The sequence below is a fragment of the Mesorhizobium huakuii genome (assembly GCF_014189455.1).
GTDB lineage: Bacteria > Pseudomonadota > Alphaproteobacteria > Rhizobiales > Rhizobiaceae > Mesorhizobium > Mesorhizobium huakuii_A.
Map to the genome: position 1 here is coordinate 4,035,701 of NZ_CP050296.1, position 18,604 is coordinate 4,054,304.

The window sequence follows — 18,604 nt, forward strand, 5'->3', positions numbered from 1 at the left end:
CATGGCAACCGTTACGCTGAGCAATGTGGTCAAGCGCTTCGGCGCCTTCGAGGTCGTCCATGGCGCCAACATCGACATCAAGGACGGCGAGTTCGTCGTCTTCGTCGGCCCCTCCGGCTGCGGCAAGTCCACCTTGCTCAGGATGATCGCCGGGCTCGAGGACATCAGCGGCGGCGAGATCGCCATCGGCGGCAAGCTGGTCAACGATGTCGAGCCGGCCGATCGCGGCATCGCCATGGTGTTCCAGTCCTACGCGCTCTATCCGCATATGAGCGTCGAGCAGAATCTCTCTTTCGGGCTGCGCATGACCGGCAATCCGAAGGCCGACACCGAGCGGCGGGTGAAGCGCGCAGCGGAAATCCTGCGCATCAGCGAATTGATGGACCGGCGCCCGAAGAAACTCTCCGGCGGCCAGCGCCAACGCGTCGCCATCGGCCGCGCCATCGTGCGCGAGCCGCAGGTCTTCCTGTTCGACGAGCCGCTCTCCAATCTCGACGCCGAACTGCGTGTCCAGATGCGGGTCGAGATATCGCGCCTGCACAAGGAACTTGGCGCCACGATGGTCTATGTCACGCACGATCAGACCGAGGCGATGACGCTCGCCGACCGGATCGTCGTGCTGCGCGCCGGCCACATCGAGCAGATCGGCCGGCCGCTCGATCTCTATGACGATCCCGACAATCTGTTCGTGGCCGGCTTCGTCGGCTCGCCGAAGATGAATTTCATCAACGCGCAAATCGTCGGGCACGACGCGCGTGGTGTCGTGGTCGAGCTGGCGGGCCAGGAGAAGACCCGTATCACCCAGCCGCTGACCGGCGCTGCGCCGGAAGCGGGCAGCAAGGTGATCGTCGGTGTGCGGCCCGAGCATTTCGGCGATGCCGGAGAAGGCGACACCGACCTCGTCGTCGCCATCGACGTGGTCGAGCATCTGGGCGGCACGAGCTTTCTCTACGCCCGAACAGCCCATGGCGAAGACGTGGTGATCCAGCGCGACGCGGTGAAGGTTCCCACCACCTCCGAGGTCACCGTTTCCATCCGCAAATCCTATCTGTTCGACGAAAACGGGCTGCGGCTGCGCTGACCCGCCGCCCCGTCCAGCCTTCAAGGAGTATGACAATGACCGCAACCACGCCTATTCGCTGGGGCATTCTCGGCCCGGGCAGCATCGCCCAGGCCTTCGCCGGCGGCGTGGCCGCTTCGCGCACCGGAACACTGGTCGCCATCGGCGCGCGCAATCCCGGCAAGCCGGGCCTCGCCGAGGCCTTCCCCGGTGCCCGCATCGTCGACGGTTATGAAGCGCTGCTTGCCGATCCCGACATCGATGCCATCTACATCGCGATACCGCATCCCGGCCACGCGCAATGGGCGATCAGGGCGGCGGAAGCGGGCAAGCATGTGCTGTGCGAAAAGCCGCTGGCGCTGACCGCCTTCGAGGCAGACGCCATGATCCATGCCGCGCGCAAGGCCGGTACCTTTCTCGGTGAAGCCTTCATGTACCGGCTGCATCCGCAGACACTGAAATTAGTGGAACTGATCAAGTCGGGCGTCATTGGTGAGATCAGGATGATCAAGTCGAGCTTCGGCTTTGCCATGCCGCGCTTCATGCCGGAGCACCGGCTTTATGCCAACGAGTCTGCCGGCGGCGGCATCCTGGACGTCGGCGGCTATACCGTCTCGATGGCGCGGCTGATTGCCGGGGCGGCATCGGGACAACCTTTTGCCGAGCCCGACAAGGTCGTTGGCACGGCTCATCTTGGCCAATCCGGCGTTGATGAATGGGCCTCGGCACTGCTGCATTTTCCCGGCGGCATCGTCGCCGAGGTCTCCTGCAGCATCTCGCTCAACCAGGACAATGTGCTGCGCATCTTCGGCACCAAGGGCCGCATCGAGGTGCCGGACTTCTGGTTCGCCGGGGGAAATCGCGATGTCGGCCTCGGCCGCATCGACGTGATCGGCGCTGACGGTGCGCGCCAGACGATCAGCGTCGACGAAAAGCGCCATGTCTATTCCTTCGAGGTCGACGGCGCCGGCGAGGCGATCCTTGCCGGACGGCAGGAATTCGCCTGGCCGGGCATGGATTGGGCCGACAGTCTCGGCACCTTGCGCGTGCTCGACAGATGGCGCGCCGCCGTCGGGCTGGAATACGAGATCGAAAAGGCCCCGTTGCGCACCAACACCATCTCCGGCCGGCCCTTGCGCTCCGGCGGCACCGCGATCGGCAAGCGCGCCATTCCGGGCCTGGCGAAGCCGGCATCGGTGGTGGCGCTCGGCTTCGAGGATTTCCGGACCTTCTCCTCGGGCTCGATCCTGCTCGATGCCTTCTTCGAGGCCGGCGGCAATCTGTTCGACACCGGTTTTGTCTACGGCGCTGGCTACACCGAAAAGCTGCTTGGCGAATGGCTGAAAAACCGCGGCGTGCGCGAGCAATCGGTGATCATCGCCAAGGGCGCGCATTCGCCGCTTTGCTATCCCGACGTGATCGGCAAGCAGCTCGCCCAGTCGCTCGACCGCCTGCAGACCGACCATGTCGATATCTATTTCATGCATCGCGACAATCCGGACGTGCCGGTCGGCGAGTTCGTCGACGCCATGGACCGTGAGGTCAAGGCCGGCCGCATCCGTGGCCCGTTCGGTGGCTCGAACTGGACGATGCAGCGCATGGACGAGGCGATTGCCTATGCCGAGCGCACCGGCAAGCAGAAGCCCGGCGCGCTCTCCAACAATTTTTCGCTGGCCGAAATGCTGGAGCCGATCTGGGCGGGTTGCGTCACCTCGTCCACCGACGACTGGAAGGCCTGGCTGACATCCAGGCAGATGCCGAATTTCGCCTGGTCGAGCCAGGGCCGCGGCTTCTTCACCGAGCGCGCCGGGCGCGACCGGCGCGACAGCGAGGAATTGGTGCGGGTCTGGTATTCGGAGCGCAATTTCGGCCGTCGCGACCGCGCCATCGAGCTCGCCACCAGGCTGCGCAAGAGCCCGATCCATGTTGCGCTGGCCTATGTGCTCAACCAGCCTTTCCCGTCGGTTCCGCTGATCGGGCCGCGCACGCTGGGCGAGCTGGAAGACAGCCTGCGGGCGCTGGATATCGCGCTTTCGCCGGCTGATCTTGAGTGGCTGGACGGCGGCAGCCTGCACGCCGCCTGATAGGGCAAGCCTCAAAGCGGCGTCAGGTCTCGTCGTCCGACAGCCTGACGCCGCGCCTGGCCGGCGTTCGCAGATTGGCATACATGCCGGTGGTGCGGAACTGGCTGGGCGTGGTGCCGTAGAGGCGGCGGAAGACCTTCGAAAAATAGTTCGCGTCCTCGAAGCCGCATAGGATGGCGACTTCCTTGACCGGCAGGAAGTCCGCCTTAGTCAATAGCTTCGCCGCCCGCTGCAGGCGCTGCTGCAGTACGAACTCGGCCGGCGGCAGGCGCTTCGCTCTCGGCGAAGCAGCGCGAGAAATGGGCACGGCTGAGGCCGCTGATCTGGACGAGCTCCGCCACCGGCAGCGGCTTGTCGAGATTGGCGTTGATGTGGTCGATGACAGGCTGCATGGCGCTCTGCTTCTCGGCAAAGGCATGCGAGCCGAAGACATCGTCATAGAGCGCCATCGCCGCCTCGTAGGCGATAGCGGACGCGGCACCCGGTGAGGCCGCCCCCTTGATGAGGCGCAGGCTGCAATCGGCAAGGTGGTCGACGGTCGCCGGCTTAAGCCGGAACACCGGGCCGGAGACGCTGAGGATCGACTTGTGGATGCGCAGCGCCTCCTCACCGTTCATCGAGATCCAGAAATATTCCCAGCGCTCGTCGCTCGCCAGCCAGTAGCGGTGGTTGTGCGGCACCAGCACCAGCAGCGTGTCATTCTCTTGCAGGCGGTAGTTGCGGTTCTCGTAGCGCAGCTGGCCGGTTCCGCTGATCGTGTGCTGGAGCACGGTAAACGGGGTCTGGCCGCGTTTGCGCCCGTCCCAGTCGTAAGTCTCGTCCTCGCGCACCTCGTAGCCGGTGCTGGTCGGCATGGCATGCAGGCGCTGGCGGCCGCGCGGCAGCGAGATCGTGCGCATCGACTGTCCGTTGGTGATCAAATCCCGCAGCACAAAATTACCCTTGAAAGCATAATCCTTCTCTGGTCGCGCTCGTGAATAAGGGCATAATCCCCTTCGAAAAGCGAGAGAGATCCGCAGGCGAGGAGCGGGCAGGGAGGTTGGCAGGCCGGAATCCGGCTTGTCGCGCACACATGCCACGGCATGTGGCTGCGACCCACCCCTGTCGTTCCCGGTCTGTTATTAGACTAGGGTGAGGTGCGGCTGATGAGTTTCAAAATCGCTATCATTGGTGCCGGCAGCGTCGGATTCACCAAGAAACTGTTCACCGACATCCTCTGCGTGCCCGAATTCAGGGATATCGAATTCGCGCTGACCGACCTCAGCGAGCACAATCTCGGGATGATCAAGGCGATCCTCGACAGGATCGTCGAGGCGAACGGATTGCCGACAAAAGTGTCGGCGACAACCGATCGCCGCAAGGCGCTGGAAGGCGCGCGCTATGTCATCAGCTGCGTGCGGGTCGGCGGTCTCGAAGCCTATGCCGACGATATCCGCATTCCGCTGAAATATGGCATCGACCAGTGCGTCGGCGACACGATCTGCGCTGGCGGCATCCTCTATGGCCAGCGCAACATCCCGGTGATCCTCGACTTCTGCAAGGACATACGCGAGGTCGCCGCGACGGGCGCCAAATTCCTCAACTATGCCAACCCGATGGCGATGAACACCTGGGCGGCGATCGAGTACGGCAAGGTCGACACGGTCGGCCTCTGCCACGGTGTCCAGCATGGCGCCGAGCAGATCGCCACGGTGCTGGGCGCGAAGTCCAGGCAGGAACTCGACTATGTCTGCTCTGGCATCAATCACCAGACCTGGTTCATCGATCTGCGGTTGAACGGTCGCAAGGTCGGCAAGGACGAGCTGGTTGCCGCCTTCGAGGCGCATCCGGTCTATTCGCAGCAGGAAAAGCTGCGCATCGATGTGTTGAAGCGCTTTGGCATCTATTCGACCGAAAGCAACGGACATCTCTCCGAATATCTGCCCTGGTACCGCAAGCGGCCCGACGAGATCACGCGCTGGATCGACATGTCCGACTGGATCCACGGCGAGACCGGCGGCTATCTGCGCTACTCGACCGAAACCCGCAACTGGTTCGAGACGGAATATCCGCAATTCCTCGAAGCAGCATCGAAGCCGATCGATCCGACAAAACGCTCCAACGAGCATGCCAGCCACATCCTCGAGGCGCTGGAGACCAACCGTGTCTATCGCGGCCATTTCAACGTCAAGAACAATGGCGTGATCACCAATTTGCCGCAGGACGCCATCATCGAATCGCCCGGCTTCGTCGACCGCTTCGGCATCAACATGGCCGCCGGCATCACGCTGCCGGAAGCCTGTGCGGCCACCTGCATATCGTCGATCAATGTCCAGCGCATGTCGGTCCATGCCGCCATATCAGGCGACATCGATCTCTTGAAGCTCGCCGTGCTGCACGACCCGCTGGTCGGCGCGGTGTCGACGCCGGAGGAGGTCTGGCAGATGGTCGATGAGATGGTCGTCGCCCAGGCCGCCTGGCTGCCGCAATATGCGCATGCGGTTCCGGCCGCCAAGGAACGGCTATCGAAATCGCAGGTGAAGACCCGCGAATGGGACGGCGCCGCACGGCGAAACGTGCGCTCGATCGAGGAATTGCGCGCCGAGAAAGCCGCGCTCAAACAGGCCGGCTGAAATCTTGGGCGCAGCGACGGACCTTGGGAGGCAGGTCCGCCGCAGTCAGCGTCCGGGCAGAAGACGCGCAGCAGCAAACGTCTGAACACGAGGGAGGAGATCGATAATGAGGAATCTACGCAGCATTGGCATTGCCGCCGGACTGGCGCTGAGCGTCTCCGTTCCGGCGCTCAACGCCTTCGCATCAGAGCCGACAGTCCCGCCGGTGCCGGCGACCTTTCCGGCCGAGGGCAAGATCAAGTATGTCGCGCGCGACTCCATCCTGGAGTTCAAGGCGCTGCCGGAATATCACGAGCCGGACTGGGTGACCGAGAAATACGTCAAGACCGGCAAGCTGCCGCCGGTCAAGGACCGGCTGCCGAAGGAGCCGCTGGTCTTCAAGACACCCAACATGCCGGATGGCATCGGTGTCTATGGCGATACGATGCGCCATGTCATCGGCGGTCGGCCGGAGGGCTGGAACTATGGCGCCGGCCAGACGCAAGGCTGGGGCGGCATCGATATCGGCCTCTCCGAATGCCTGACGCGCACCGCGCCGCTGTTCCAGGTCGAAGCCAAGGACACCGAGCCGCTGCCGAACCTCGCCAAGAGCTGGGAGTGGTCGAAGGATGGCCACAAGCTGACCATGCATCTGATTGAGGGCGCCAAATGGTCCGATGGCGTCGCCTTCAACGCCGACGATGTCATGTTCTACTGGGATGACGAGGTGGTCGACCCGAACGTCTCGCCGCTCAATGGCGCGACGCCGGAAACCTTCGGTGTCGGCACGACGCTGAAGAAGATCGACGACTACACCGTCGAGTGGACGTTCAAGGACGCCTTCCCGAAACAGTACCTCTACGCCATGGCCTACGGTACCTTCTGCCCCGGCCCCGCGCACATCTTGAAGCCGCAGCATCCGAAATATTCGAAGAACACCTACGACCAGTTCAAGAATGCCTTTCCGCCGGAATATATGAACATGCCGGTGATGGGCGCCTGGGTGCCGGTCGAATACCGGCCGGACGACATCATCGTCATGCGCCGCAACCCCTATTACTGGAAGGTCGACGAAAAGGGCAACCAGCTGCCTTACCTCAACGAGCTGCAGTACAAGCTGTCGACCTGGGCCGACCGCGACGTCCAGGCGGTCGCCGGCTCGGCCGATTTCTCCAATCTCGAGCAGCCGGAGAATTTCGTCGCCTCACTGAAGCGCGCGGCGGAGGCGAATGCGCCGGCGCGGTTGGCCTTCGGCCCGCGCCTCATCGGCTACAATCTGCGCCTGAACTATTCCGCCAATGGCTGGGGCAACCCGGACGAACGCAGCCAGGCGGTCCGCGAGTTGAACCGCAATGAGGACTTCCGCAAGGCCGTCACCATGGCGCTCGACCGCAAGGCGCTGGGCGACTCCCTCGTCAAGGGGCCGTTCACGGCGATCTACCCGGGAGGCTTCTCCTCGGGCACCAGCTTCTATGACCGCAAGTCCACCGTCTACTATCCCTTCGATCTCGCGGGCGCCAAGGCGGAACTCGCCAAGGCCGGCCTCAAGGATACCGACGGCGATGGTTTCGTGAACTTCCCGGCCGGCACCGCCGGCGGCAAGAATGTCGAGATCGTGATGCTGGTCAACAACGACTACGGCACCGACAAAAGCCTCGCCGAAGGCGTCGTCGCCCAGATGGAAAAGCTTGGCCTTAGGGTTGTGCTCAACGGTCTCAACGGCACCCAGCGCGATGCGTCGCAATATTCCGGCCGCTTCGACTGGCTGATCCGGCGCAACGACCAGGAACTGACCTCGGTCGTGCAGAACACCGAGCAGCTCGCACCCGTCGGTCCGAAGACCAGCTGGAACCACCGCGCGCCGGAAAGCGGCGAAGTCGACCTGATGCCTTTCGAAAAAGACCTTGTCGACATCGTCAACAAGTTCGTCGCGTCAGAGGACAATGACAAACGCGCCAGTCTGATGAGGGAGTTCCAGAAGATCTCGACCGAACATGTCTACAATGTCGGCCTGACGGAATATCCCGGCGCGCTGATCGTCAACAAGCGCTTCTCGAACATTCCGCAGGGCACGCCGATCTTCATGTTCAACTGGGCCGAGGATTCGATCGTCCGCGAACGGGTCTTCGTCAAGGCCGACAAGCAGGCGAAATACGAATTGTTCCCGCAAGAGCTTCCCGGCAAGCCTGGAGACAAAGGCCCGATGTAAGTTTACCTCCCCTGACCAAGAGACCCGGCCGCGCTGCTGGCGCGGCCGGGAGAACCAACCCTCCGAACGGCCCTCAACGGGAGCGTCCGGCGAATGAGGAAGCAGACCGACCATGTTGCGATTCTTGGCTATGCGCATAGCGTCGGCAATTCCGGTCCTCGCCATACTGAGCCTCGTCACCTTCGCCATCATCCAGGCGCCGCCTGGCGACTATGCCGACTACATCCGCTCGCAGCTGATCAACCAGGGCGGCGCGTCCTTCGCCGAGGCCGATGCGCAGGCGCAGGCCTACCGTGTCGAACACGGCCTCGATAAGCCACTGCCCGTCCAGTATCTCAACTGGATCGGCGGCATCATCACGCGCGGCGATTTCGGCTACAGCCTCTACTACAACAAGCCGGTGGCCGATGTGGTCGGCGAGCGGCTGCCGCGCACGCTGCTTCTGGCGCTGGTCTGCCATCTGCTCGCCTCGGTGCTGGGCATTACCTTCGGCATATGGGCGGCGACAAGGCAATACACCTGGATCGACTCGACACTGTCAGCCATCTCCTTCCTCGGCATGACGGTGCCGCGCTTCCTGATGGCGCTGATCATCGTCTACTTGCTGGTCTTCCAGTTCAACGTCTCGGAGATCGGCTCGTTCTTCTCGCCGCAATATGGCGGCGCGCCATGGTCATGGGCAAAGTTCGTCGACCTCGTCAAGCATGTCTGGCCGGTGGTGGCGATCGCCACTTTCGGCGGCCTCGCCTACAATATGCGCGTCATGCGCGGCAATTTGCTGGATACGCTCAACGCCCAATATGTCGAAACGGCGAGAGCCAAGGGCCTGACCGGCAGCGCGGTCGTCATGCGCCACGCCGTGCCCAATGCGCTGCATCCGCTCGTCATGTATCAGGGCGTGGTGCTGCCCTACATGCTCACCGGCGAGATCGAGACGGCGATCATCTTCGCGCTGCCGACCGTCGGCCCGGCGGTTGTCGGCTCGATGGCGGTCGGCGACGTCTATGTCACCGCCACCTTCATGATGGTGCTGGCGGCGACGCTGATCGTCGGCAACATCTTCGCCGACATGCTGCTCGTCCTGCTCGACCCGCGCATCCGCCAATACGGAGAGAGCTAGATGCTGGCCCGCGATCCATCGCCCCCGCCGCTGCCGGCCGAAGGACCCATCGTCGCCAGACCGGCGCGCGGCAATGAGAGCTATATCGCGCTCGTCTGGCGCCGGCTGAAGCGCTCCTGGACCGGCATGGCCGGGCTTTGGCTCGTCGTGCTGCTGCTGGTGATGGCCGTCTTCGCCGAATTCCTGGCGCCGATGGATCCGAAGGCGACCGATGTCGGCTTCGCGCCGCCGCAGCTGCCTTCCTTCCACGACAAGGACGGCAATTTCGTCATGCGGCCGCGGGTCTATGCGCTGGCCGATTCGGCCGACCTCGATCCGGTCACCTTCCAGCCCGTCGTCGGCCCCGACTACGACCATCCAAGGCTGCTTGGCTTCTTTGTCGAGGGCGCGCCTTACAAGCTCTTCGGACTGATCCCGGCGGACCGGCATTTCTTCGCTTCGACGGACGGCCAGCCGGTGCATTTCCTCGGCACAGACAAGTTCGGCCGCGATGTGCTGTCGCGCGCCATACATGGCTCACGGGTCTCGCTGATGATCGCGCTGACGGTCGTCTTCATCATTACCGTCATCGGCACCACCGTTGGCATGGTTTCGGGCTATTTCGGCGGCCGGTTCGATATCTGGACGCAGCGCTTCGTCGAGCTGGTGCTCGCCTTCCCGCAGCTGCCGCTCTATCTGGCGCTGACGACGCTGATCCCCGTCACCGCGCCGACCAATGTCTTCCTTGCCTTTGTCATCATCGTCATGTCGGCATTGGGCTGGGCGCAGATGTCGCGCGAGGTGCGCGGCAAGACGCTGGCGCTGGCGCGCATCGAATATGTGCGCGCCGCCATGGCGGTCGGCGCCACCGACCGGCGCATCATCCTGCAGCACATCTTGCCTAATGTGATGAGCCACGTGATCGTCGCGGTCACCTTGGCGATCCCGACCGTGGTGCTGCTCGAATGCTTCCTCGGGTTCCTCGGCTTTGCGGTCAAGCCGCCGCTGATCTCCTGGGGCTTGATGCTGCAGGACACCGCAACCTATTCCGTCATAGGCACCTATCCCTGGATCCTGTCGCCGGTCGGTTTCGTGCTCGCCACCGTTTTTGCTTTCAACGCGCTGGGCGACGGCCTGCGCGACGCCGTCGATCCGTACTGAGGTGGCTGGGATGACCGTCGTACTCGCCGAGTCCTTCGCACCCATCGTTCGTCATGACCATGACGGGCGCCAGGATCAGCCCATCATCGACGCCCGCAATATCGAGGTGGCCTTCAAGGTCGAGCACGGTGTCGTCGAAGCGGTGAAGGACATCTCGTTCCAGCTCTATCGCGGCGAGACGATCGCCATCGTCGGTGAGTCCGGTTCCGGCAAGTCGGTGACGGCGCGCGCCGTCATGGGGCTGCTGTCCAGACGGGCCACCATGTCGCCGAGATCGAGCATCTGTTACGACGGCCAGAACGTCTTGAAATTCCCGGAGAGCGAGCGGCGCAAGCTGCGTGGCAACCGCATCTCGATGATCTTCCAGGAACCGATGAGCTCGCTCAACCCGATCTATACGGTCGGCAGCCAGATCGTCGAGGCGATCCGGGTGCATCGCAAGGTGGGCCGCCGGCAAGCATGGGCACGGGCGCTTGAACTGCTGCGGCATGTGCAGATTCCCGAGCCGGAAGCGCGGCTCAAACAGTACCCGCACCAGCTCTCGGGCGGTCAGCGCCAGCGCGTAATGATCGCCATGGCGCTGGCCAACAATCCCGACGTTTTGATCGCCGACGAGCCGACCACCGCGCTCGACGTCACCGTCCAGGCGCAGATCCTCAACCTGATCCGCAACCTGCAGAAAGAGCTGCGGATGGCGGTGATCCTGATCACCCACGACCTCACCGTGGTGCGCAAATTCTCCGACTACGTTTATGTCATGCAGCATGGCGCGATGTGCGAGCACAACGTCACCGAGCGGCTGTTCGCGGACCCACAGCACCCCTACACGCAGCGGCTGCTCGCCTCGGAGCCGCGCGGGCGTCCGCAACCGCTTCCTGAGGGCAGCGGCGCCATCCTCGAGGCGAATGATGTGCGCGTCTGCTTCATGCTGCGCCATGGAAGTTTCCTGAAACCGGACTGGCGCGAACTGGTCGCCGTCGACGATCTCGGCCTCAAGCTTTGCCGCCACGAGACGCTGGGGCTGGTCGGCGAATCCGGCTCCGGCAAGACCACCTTCGGCCAGGCGCTGCTGAGATTGACCGACGCCAAGCGCGGCGAAATCCGCTTCGACGGCCAGCCGATCCACGGCCTGTCACGCAACGAGATGCGGCCGTTTCGCTCGCGTATGCAGATCGTCTTCCAGGATCCGTTCTCCTCGCTCAACCCGCGCATGACGATCGGCCAGATCATCGAGGAAGGGCTGATCGTCAACAGCATCGGCGCGACGCGGGCCGAGCGGCTCGACCGGGTGCGCGAGGCGCTGGTCAGCGCCGGCATGCCCGGCGATATCCTGTCGCGCTTTCCCCACGAATTCTCCGGCGGCCAGCGGCAACGCGTCGCCATCGCCCGCGCCATCGCGTTGGAGCCCGAATTCATCCTACTCGACGAGCCGACATCCGCGCTCGACCTGTCCGTGCAGGCGCAGATCATCGATCTGCTGCGCAAGCTGCAGGACGAGCGCGGTCTGAGCTACCTTTTCATCTCGCATGACCTCAAAGTGGTGCGCGCGCTGTGCCACCGCGTTATCGTCATGCAGAACGGCAAGATCGTCGAGCAAGGCCCTGTCGACGAAGTCCTCACCAATCCCAAGACCGCCTACACCGAACGGCTCGTCAGGGCCGCATTCGACGTGGCGTAGCAAAGTGCCGGAGGTTTAAAGTGGCAAGAAATCCCAGGATCACATTCATCGGCGCCGGCTCGACGGTGTTCATGAAGAACATCGTCGGCGACGTGCTGCAGCGCCCAGCACTCTCGGGCGCGACGATCGCGCTCATGGACATCAATCCGCAGCGGCTGGAAGAGAGCGCTATCGTCGTCAACAAGCTGATCGCGACGCTCGGCGTGAAGGCAAAGGCCGAGACCTATTCCGACCAGCGCAAGGCGCTTGCCGGCGCCGATTTCGTCGTCGTCGCCTTCCAGATCGGCGGCTATGAGCCCTGCACCGTCACCGATTTCGAAGTGCCGAAGAAATACGGCCTGCGCCAGACGATCGCCGACACGCTCGGCGTCGGCGGCATCATGCGCGGCCTGAGGACAGTGCCGCATCTGTGGAAGATCTGCGAGGACATGCTCGCCGTCTGCCCCGAAGCGATCATGCTGCAATACGTCAATCCGATGGCGATCAACACCTGGGCGATTTCGGAGAAATACCCCGACATCAAGCAGGTCGGGCTCTGTCACTCGGTGCAAGGCACGGCGATGGAACTCGCTCACGACCTCTCCCTGCCTTATGACGAGATCCGCTACCGGTCGGCCGGCATCAACCACATGGCCTTCTACCTGAAATTCGAGCACCGCCAGCCCGACGGCTCCTACCGCGACCTCTATCCGGATCTTGTGCGCGCCTATCGCGAGGGCCGCGCGCCCAAGCCGGGCTGGAATCCGCGCTGCCCCAACAAGGTGCGCTACGAGATGCTGACCAGACTCGGCTATTTCGTCACCGAAAGCTCGGAGCATTTCGCCGAATACACGCCCTATTTCATCAAGGAGGGCCGCCCCGATCTGATCGAGAAATACGGCATTCCGCTCGACGAATACCCGAAACGCTGCATCGAGCAGATCGAGCGCTGGAAAGACCAGGCGCAGGCCTACCGTTCCGCCCAGCGCATCGAGGTCGAGGAGTCCAGGGAGTATGCCTCCTCGATCATGAACTCGGTTTGGACCGGCGAGCCGTCGGTGATCTACGGCAATGTCCGCAACAATGGCTGCATCACCTCGCTGCCCCGCGACTGCGCCGCCGAGGTTCCCTGCCTGGTCGATGCCTCCGGCATCCAGCCGACCTATATAGGCGGCCTGCCGCCGCAGCTGACGGCGCTGATCCGCACCAACATCAACGTCCAGGAACTGACGGTGCGGGCGCTGATGAGCGAGAACCGCGAGCACATCTACCATGCGGCGATGATGGATCCGCACACGGCGGCCGAGCTCGACCTCGACCAGATCTGGTCACTGGTCGATGACCTTCTCGCAGCTCACGGTGACTGGCTGCCGGCCTGGGCGCGCACGAGCCGCAAGACCGAGGCGGCCTGACCGGCGGGCGTCGGCCTTACTTGGGCTCGTCGGCGTCGGGTTCTTCCTCGTCGTCGCGGGCCTTGATGACATAGGCGCCCTTCAGCCAGCGGTTGAGGTCGATGTCCTTGCAGCGCGTCGAGCAGAACGGAAAGCTGTCGCGCGCCGACGGCTTGCCGCATTCGGGGCAGGGGCGCTTTGGCCGCAGCGGCGTGACTTTGGAGTCAGAATTCATGGCCGCGCTGACAGCCAGCTCTGATGGGTTTTAAAGCCTTCGCCAGACAGCAAGGCCACCGTCTCATAAAGGGGCAGGCCGACGATGTTGGTGTAGGAGCCGACGAGCTTGACGACGAAGGCGCCGGCGAGGCCCTGGACGGCATAGCCGCCGGCCTTGCCGCGCCATTCGCCCGAGGCGACATAGGCGTCGATCTCCTCGCGCGGCAGCCGCTTGAAACGTACCCGCGTCTCGACCAGCCGCTGGCGCAGCTTGCCGCCCGGCGTGATCAGGCAGATGCCGGAATAGACGCGGTGCGAACGGCCGGACAACAGCCCGAGGCAGTTGGCGGCATCGTCCAGCGTCTCGGCCTTGGGCAGGATGCGTCGGCCGACCGCCACCACCGTGTCGGCGGCCAGCACGAAGCTCGGTGCATAATCCGTCTCGGTCTTCAGCGACGCGAACGCCTTCTCGGCCTTGTCCTTCGACAGTCGCTTGGCCAGCGAACGCGGATGCTCGGCACGCAACGGCGTTTCGTCGATATCGGCTGGCAGGATACGGTCCGGCTCGATGCCGGCCTGCTGCAACAGTTCGATGCGGCGCGGCGAACCCGAGGCAAGCACCAGCTTCTGCAAAATGCTCATCGCGGACCAGTCGGGCTTGATCTTACTTGAAGCGGTAGGTGATGCGGCCCTTGGTCAGGTCGTATGGCGTCATCTCGACCAGAACCTTGTCGCCGGTCAGCACGCGGATGCGGTTCTTGCGCATGCGGCCGGCCGTATGGGCGATGATCTCGTGTTCGTTTTCGAGCTTCACCCGGAACATCGCGTTGGGCAACAATTCCGTCACGACACCCGGAAACTCGAGGACTTCTTCCTTCGGCATTCGATACCTTTGCTTGGATGGCAGTTCCAGCGCCCCGGCTGGAATTTCGGCGGAACCTATATGATAATCGTCCGCTTGTGAACACGCTTAATCCGCCGCGTTTTTTGCTTCTGGAGGCAAAAAACGTCGGCTTATGCGCAACTTCAGCCGCTCGCGCACATCGCGGTAGGCCGCCATGATCTGCTCGCGCGTGCCGCTCGCACCGGTCGGGTCCTGTGTCGGCCAGTATTCAACCTCGACAGCGAGCGAGCGGGTGAGCTCCAGCGCGGCATGGTGCGCCTCCGGCGCCAGCGTGACGATCAGGTCGAAATAGTCGTCCTCGAGGTCGTCCAGCGTCCTGGGATGACGTTCGCCAAGCGTGAGACCGTCTTCGGCCAGCACCGCATCGACGAACGGGTCGCGTTCACCGGCGCGCACACCGGCCGAGGCGACGAAGATGGTGGCGGGCAGCATCCGGCGCGCCAGTTGCTCGGCCATCGGCGAGCGCACGGCGTTCATGCCGCACAGGAACAGGATCGAGCGGGGCAGGGCGCCGGGTACCAGGGCTAGCCCCGCCAGTGCAGCACGCAGACCAGCGTGAACAGCCGGCGCGCCGTGTCGAAGTCGATGTCGATCTTGCCGGAGAGCCGGTCCATCAGCGTCTGCGAACCTTCATTGTGCAAACCGCGCCGGCCCATGTCGATCGCCTCGATATGGCTCGGTGTCGAGGAGCGGATGGCATCGTAATAGCTTTCGCAGATCATATAGTAATCCTTGACGATGCGCCTGAGCGGCGTCAGCGACAGGATGTGGGTGACCACTGCGGCCCCGTCCTCGCGCGCCACGGCGAAGACCAGGCGCTGCTCGGCCAGTGACAGTTTCAACCGGTAGGGGCCAGCGCCACCATCATTAACGGGTTGAAAACTGTTCTCCTCGATCAGGTCGAAGATCGCCACCGCCCGTTCGTGCTCGACATCGGGCGTCGAACGGCCGATCGATTCGTCGAGTTCGACATCGATCAGCCTTGCGCGGGTTCGATCGTAGTCCGACATAGTGGCCTACATGTTCAGCCGTATGGCGACGGAGCGGCCATGTGCGTCGAGCCCTTCCGCCTTGGCAAGCGCGATCGCCGCCGGCGCCAGCACGCGCAGCTGCTCCGGCCCGAGCTTGAGGATCGAGGTGCGCTTGACGAAGTCGAGCACAGACAGACCGGACGAGAAGCGCGCCGAGCGCGCCGTCGGCAACACGTGGTTGGAGCCGCCGACATAGTCGCCGATGACTTCCGGCGTATGCCGGCCGAGAAAGACGGCGCCGGCATTGCGCATTTTCGCCAGGAAGCCCTCGGCGTCATCGATGGCCAGCTCGACATGTTCGGCCGCGATGCGGTCGACCAGCGGCAGCGACTTTTCGATTGCCGGCACCAGGATCACCGCGCCGAAATCGCGCCAGCTTGCGGCAGCCGTCTCGGCGCGCGGCAGGCTCTGCAACTGACGTTCGACGGCGGCTTCGACCGCCTTGCCGAAGGCCTGATCGTCGGTGATCAGGATCGACTGTGACGAGACGTCATGCTCGGCCTGCGCCAAAAGATCGGCGGCGATCCAATCCGGGTCATTGCTGCCGTCGGCGACGACAAGCACTTCCGAAGGGCCGGCGATCATGTCGATGCCGACGGTGCCGAACACCTGGCGCTTGGCCGCCGCGACATAGGCATTGCCGGGGCCGACGATCTTGGCGACCGGCTTTATCGTCTCCGTGCCGTAAGCAAGTGCTGCGATCGCTTGCGCGCCGCCGACGCGGTAGATCTCCGAGACGCCGGCGATATCGGCTGCCACCAGCACCAGCGGATTGATAATGCCTTGCTGCGCCGGCACCACGATGACGATGCGCTCGACGCCGGCGACCTTGGCCGGCACGGCGTTCATCAACACCGAGCTGGGGTAGCTCGCCGTGCCGCCCGGCACGTAGAGCCCGACCGCCTCGATCGCCGTCCAGCGCCAGCCGAGTTCGACGCCGGCGGCATCCGTGTAACGATCATCCCTGGGCTTCTGCCGCTCGTGATGCGAGCGAATACGGTCGCGCGCGAAATGCAACGCTTCGACTGTCCGCGGATCGGCCTCGGTGTAGGCTCTGGCAATGTCGTCCCTGGAGACGGCGATGCCCAGCGTGCCGAGGTCGCCGCCGCCAAATTTCTGCGTGTAGTCGATCAATGCCTTGTCGCCCTCGGCGCGGACGCGCGCGATAATGTCGCGCACCACGGCGTCGACATCGGCCGACACTTCCCGCTTGGTCGTGAGGAAGGCGGCAAAACGTTGCTCGAAATCGGCGTCAGACTGGCGAAGCGTGATGGCCATCGACGGTCAAGCCTTGTGGACAGGACGTGACGTGGCTTCCCACGCGCCGCCTATGTCGGCAAGGCGGGCCTCGATGCACTCGACATCGAGCATGATGGTGCCGCCGCCCGAAAAGATCAGCTCGACGATGCCGGCCGGCTTGCTGATCTCGATGAAGCTGATCGCCAGCAGGGACAGCACCTCGGCCGGCTTGTTACGGGCGATGCCATTGGTCTTGGCGCCCAGCACCCGGTCGAAATGCAGCACGGCCTGCCGCCGCTCATTGTGCTGCCGAAACAGGCCTGACTTCGCCTCCCAGACGAAACGGTTCATGGTCAGCACGAAACGTTTGGCCGCAGGCAGGTATTCGAGGTCGCTGACTTTCAAGACGGCGTCCTGGACATGAGCCGAAACGATGCTCAGGTCCTGGTCGTCGAGCGCGATAAGCTTGAGGGCCATGCGGAATTTGCACCTAAGGTTGGTTTCAGCCTTCTGTTAGGCGGTCTTTCCGGCCGGCGCAACCGCGACACGACCGCCGCCCGAAGCAATCGCCTCGGGTTTTGCGGTATTGGCAGGGGGTTGAAGGCGGTACGGGCAGTCTCCGTCTGACGCGGCTGCCGTCCGATCGTCAGGCGGAAATCCGCTCGATCACCGCGCCGCAATTGGACAGTTTTTCCTCCAGCCGCTCGAAGCCACGGTCGAGATGGTAGACGCGGTTGACCGTGGTCTCGCCTTCGGCGGCGAGGCCGGCGATGACCAGCGAGACGGAAGCGCGCAGATCGGTGGCCATGACCGGCGCGCCTTTCAGCTTCGCCACGCCGTCGACGATCGCCGTCTGGCCTGAAAGCGTGATGTGGGCGCCGAGCCGGGCGAGTTCCTGCACATGCATGAAGCGGTTTTCGAAGATCGTCTCGGTGATGCGCGACTTGCCCTTTGCCATGGTCATCAGGCCCATGAACTGCGCCTGCAGATCGGTCGGGAAGGCCGGGAACGGCGCGGTCGTCACGTCGACCGGCGAAATGCCGGCGCCGTTGCGCTTCACGCGGATGCCGGAATTGGTCTGGGTGATCTCGGCACCCGTCTGCGAAATCACGTCGAGCGCGGTCTGCAACAGCTCCGGCCGCGCACCTTCGAGCACGACGTCGCCGCCGGTCATGGCGACCGCCATGGCATAGGTGCCGGTCTCGATGCGGTCGGGGATGACGCGCACGCGCGCACCCGACAGCGATTCGACGCCATCGATGGTGATGGTCGGGGTGCCGGCACCGGAAATCCTGGCGCCCATGGCGTTGAGGCATTCGGCGAGGTTGACGATTTCGGGCTCGCAGGCGGCGTTTTCCAGCACCGTCTCGCCCTTGGCCAGCGAGGCCGCCATCATCAGCACATGGGTGGCACCGACCGAGACTTTCGGGAACACAAAGCGGTTGCCGACCAGGCGGCCATTCTTGGTCTTGGCGATGACATAGCCGGTGTCGACGTCGAGATCGGCGCCAAGCGCCTGCAGGCCCTCGAGGAACAGGTCGACCGGGCGCGTGCCGATGGCGCAGCCGCCGGGCAGCGACACCTTGGCCTCGCCCATGCGGGCCAGCAGCGGCCCGATCACCCAGAATGACGCCCGCATCTTCGACACCAGCTCGTAAGGCGCCGTCGTGTCGACGATGTTGCGGGCGGAGAAGTTGATGGTGCGCGAATAGCCTTCATTCTGCTTCTCGCGGCGGCCATTGACCGAGTAATCGACGCCGTGATTGCCGAGGATGCGGATCAGCTGCTCGACATCGGCCAGATGCGGCACGTTTTCCAGCGTCAGCGTGTCGTCTGTCAAAAGCGAGGCGATCATCAAGGGCAAAGCGGCATTTTTCGCGCCCGAAATCGGAATGCTTCCGGAGAGCTTGTTGCCTCCGACAATTCTGATGCGATCCATTGGAGAACGTCCCTCTCGGCCAA

At 63.8% G+C, this 18,604-nt stretch carries 16 protein-coding genes and 1 pseudogene; 8 read left to right on the forward strand and 9 right to left on the reverse strand.

Features of this window, described 5'->3' with window-relative positions; genetic code table 11:
• Window position 1 precedes the first annotated feature (1 nt).
• The gene (locus HB778_RS19845; protein ID WP_183456270.1) at window positions 2–1,081 is read left to right on the forward strand and encodes an ABC transporter ATP-binding protein; all 1,080 of its coding nucleotides are present in this window, start codon (window positions 2–4) and stop codon (window positions 1,079–1,081) included.
• A gap of 35 nt (window positions 1,082–1,116) precedes the next feature.
• Window positions 1,117–3,144 carry an aldo/keto reductase gene (locus HB778_RS19850; RefSeq protein WP_183456272.1) on the forward strand — a complete coding sequence of 676 codons (2,028 nt, stop codon included), beginning with the start codon at window positions 1,117–1,119 and terminating at the stop codon, window positions 3,142–3,144.
• A 22-nt stretch (window positions 3,145–3,166) separates the two neighbouring features.
• Here HB778_RS19850 and HB778_RS19855 read toward each other — a convergent pair.
• Window positions 3,167–4,043 (reverse strand): annotated as a pseudogene (locus HB778_RS19855) (AraC family ligand binding domain-containing protein).
• A 246-nt stretch (window positions 4,044–4,289) separates the two neighbouring features.
• Between HB778_RS19855 and HB778_RS19860 the strand changes: the two are divergent.
• From HB778_RS19860 to HB778_RS19885, 6 genes are all read left to right on the forward strand, one after another.
• Window positions 4,290–5,756, forward strand: a complete 1,467-nt coding sequence (locus tag HB778_RS19860; protein ID WP_183456274.1) for an alpha-glucosidase/alpha-galactosidase — start codon at window positions 4,290–4,292, stop codon at window positions 5,754–5,756.
• Between the two features lie 106 nt (window positions 5,757–5,862).
• Window positions 5,863–7,944 carry an ABC transporter substrate-binding protein gene (locus HB778_RS19865; RefSeq protein ID WP_183456276.1) on the forward strand — a complete coding sequence of 694 codons (2,082 nt, stop codon included), beginning with the start codon at window positions 5,863–5,865 and terminating at the stop codon, window positions 7,942–7,944.
• 112 nt (window positions 7,945–8,056) lie between these two features.
• The gene (locus tag HB778_RS19870; protein ID WP_183456278.1) at window positions 8,057–9,064 is read left to right on the forward strand and encodes an ABC transporter permease; all 1,008 of its coding nucleotides are present in this window, start codon (window positions 8,057–8,059) and stop codon (window positions 9,062–9,064) included.
• On the forward strand, window positions 9,065–10,204 hold the full coding sequence (locus HB778_RS19875; protein ID WP_096454012.1) for an ABC transporter permease: 1,140 nt from the start codon (window positions 9,065–9,067) through the stop codon (window positions 10,202–10,204).
• 10 nt (window positions 10,205–10,214) lie between these two features.
• Window positions 10,215–11,882: an ABC transporter ATP-binding protein gene (locus HB778_RS19880; protein WP_183456280.1), complete on the forward strand. Its 1,668-nt coding sequence runs from the start codon at window positions 10,215–10,217 to the stop codon at window positions 11,880–11,882.
• Between the two features lie 20 nt (window positions 11,883–11,902).
• On the forward strand, window positions 11,903–13,273 hold the full coding sequence (locus HB778_RS19885; RefSeq protein WP_183456282.1) for an alpha-glucosidase/alpha-galactosidase: 1,371 nt from the start codon (window positions 11,903–11,905) through the stop codon (window positions 13,271–13,273).
• A gap of 16 nt (window positions 13,274–13,289) precedes the next feature.
• On the opposite strand, the gene yacG is transcribed toward HB778_RS19885, so the two are convergent.
• The 8 genes from yacG to murA form a co-directional block, all read right to left on the reverse strand.
• Window positions 13,290–13,487 carry a DNA gyrase inhibitor YacG gene (gene yacG, locus HB778_RS19890; protein WP_095198259.1) on the reverse strand — a complete coding sequence of 66 codons (198 nt, stop codon included), beginning with the start codon at window positions 13,485–13,487 and terminating at the stop codon, window positions 13,290–13,292.
• Window positions 13,484–14,110, reverse strand: coding sequence for a Maf-like protein (locus HB778_RS19895; RefSeq protein ID WP_183456284.1), 627 nt, complete (start codon window positions 14,108–14,110; stop codon window positions 13,484–13,486). Before HB778_RS19895 ends, yacG begins: the two co-directional genes overlap by 4 nt.
• Window positions 14,111–14,132: 22 nt before the next feature.
• Window positions 14,133–14,351, reverse strand: a complete 219-nt coding sequence (gene infA, locus HB778_RS19900; RefSeq protein ID WP_006200926.1) for a translation initiation factor IF-1 — start codon at window positions 14,349–14,351, stop codon at window positions 14,133–14,135.
• An 87-nt stretch (window positions 14,352–14,438) separates the two neighbouring features.
• Window positions 14,439–14,849 carry a low molecular weight phosphatase family protein gene (locus tag HB778_RS19905; protein WP_244661520.1) on the reverse strand — a complete coding sequence of 137 codons (411 nt, stop codon included), beginning with the start codon at window positions 14,847–14,849 and terminating at the stop codon, window positions 14,439–14,441.
• A 47-nt stretch (window positions 14,850–14,896) separates the two neighbouring features.
• The gene (locus tag HB778_RS19910) at window positions 14,897–15,382 is read right to left on the reverse strand and encodes a UPF0262 family protein (protein WP_095198256.1); all 486 of its coding nucleotides are present in this window, start codon (window positions 15,380–15,382) and stop codon (window positions 14,897–14,899) included.
• 6 nt (window positions 15,383–15,388) lie between these two features.
• Entirely contained in the window at window positions 15,389–16,681 is a 1,293-nt protein-coding gene (gene hisD / locus HB778_RS19915) for a histidinol dehydrogenase (protein WP_183456286.1), read from the reverse strand.
• 6 nt (window positions 16,682–16,687) lie between these two features.
• Window positions 16,688–17,119: a DUF2948 family protein gene (locus tag HB778_RS19920; protein ID WP_095198254.1), complete on the reverse strand. Its 432-nt coding sequence runs from the start codon at window positions 17,117–17,119 to the stop codon at window positions 16,688–16,690.
• 169 nt (window positions 17,120–17,288) lie between these two features.
• Window positions 17,289–18,581 (reverse strand): UDP-N-acetylglucosamine 1-carboxyvinyltransferase, encoded by a 1,293-nt coding sequence (gene murA / locus HB778_RS19925; RefSeq protein WP_095198253.1) that lies wholly within the window; start codon window positions 18,579–18,581, stop codon window positions 17,289–17,291.
• Window positions 18,582–18,604 lie beyond the last annotated feature (23 nt).

Coding starts and splice junctions, on each gene's coding strand:
- HB778_RS19870 (WP_183456278.1), top strand. CDS start 8,057: ATGTTGCGATTCTTGGCTATGCGCATAGCGTCGGCAATTCCGGTCCTC.
- HB778_RS19910 (WP_095198256.1), bottom strand. CDS start 15,382: ATGTCGGACTACGATCGAACCCGCGCAAGGCTGATCGATGTCGAACTC.
- HB778_RS19905 (WP_244661520.1), bottom strand. CDS start 14,849: ATGAACGCCGTGCGCTCGCCGATGGCCGAGCAACTGGCGCGCCGGATG.
- murA (WP_095198253.1), bottom strand. CDS start 18,581: ATGGATCGCATCAGAATTGTCGGAGGCAACAAGCTCTCCGGAAGCATT.
- infA (WP_006200926.1), bottom strand. CDS start 14,351: ATGCCGAAGGAAGAAGTCCTCGAGTTTCCGGGTGTCGTGACGGAATTG.
- HB778_RS19880 (WP_183456280.1), top strand. CDS start 10,215: ATGACCGTCGTACTCGCCGAGTCCTTCGCACCCATCGTTCGTCATGAC.
- HB778_RS19850 (WP_183456272.1), top strand. CDS start 1,117: ATGACCGCAACCACGCCTATTCGCTGGGGCATTCTCGGCCCGGGCAGC.
- HB778_RS19865 (WP_183456276.1), top strand. CDS start 5,863: ATGAGGAATCTACGCAGCATTGGCATTGCCGCCGGACTGGCGCTGAGC.
- HB778_RS19920 (WP_095198254.1), bottom strand. CDS start 17,119: ATGGCCCTCAAGCTTATCGCGCTCGACGACCAGGACCTGAGCATCGTT.
- HB778_RS19875 (WP_096454012.1), top strand. CDS start 9,065: ATGCTGGCCCGCGATCCATCGCCCCCGCCGCTGCCGGCCGAAGGACCC.
- HB778_RS19845 (WP_183456270.1), top strand. CDS start 2: ATGGCAACCGTTACGCTGAGCAATGTGGTCAAGCGCTTCGGCGCCTTC.
- yacG (WP_095198259.1), bottom strand. CDS start 13,487: ATGAATTCTGACTCCAAAGTCACGCCGCTGCGGCCAAAGCGCCCCTGC.
- hisD (WP_183456286.1), bottom strand. CDS start 16,681: ATGGCCATCACGCTTCGCCAGTCTGACGCCGATTTCGAGCAACGTTTT.
- HB778_RS19895 (WP_183456284.1), bottom strand. CDS start 14,110: ATGAGCATTTTGCAGAAGCTGGTGCTTGCCTCGGGTTCGCCGCGCCGC.
- HB778_RS19860 (WP_183456274.1), top strand. CDS start 4,290: ATGAGTTTCAAAATCGCTATCATTGGTGCCGGCAGCGTCGGATTCACC.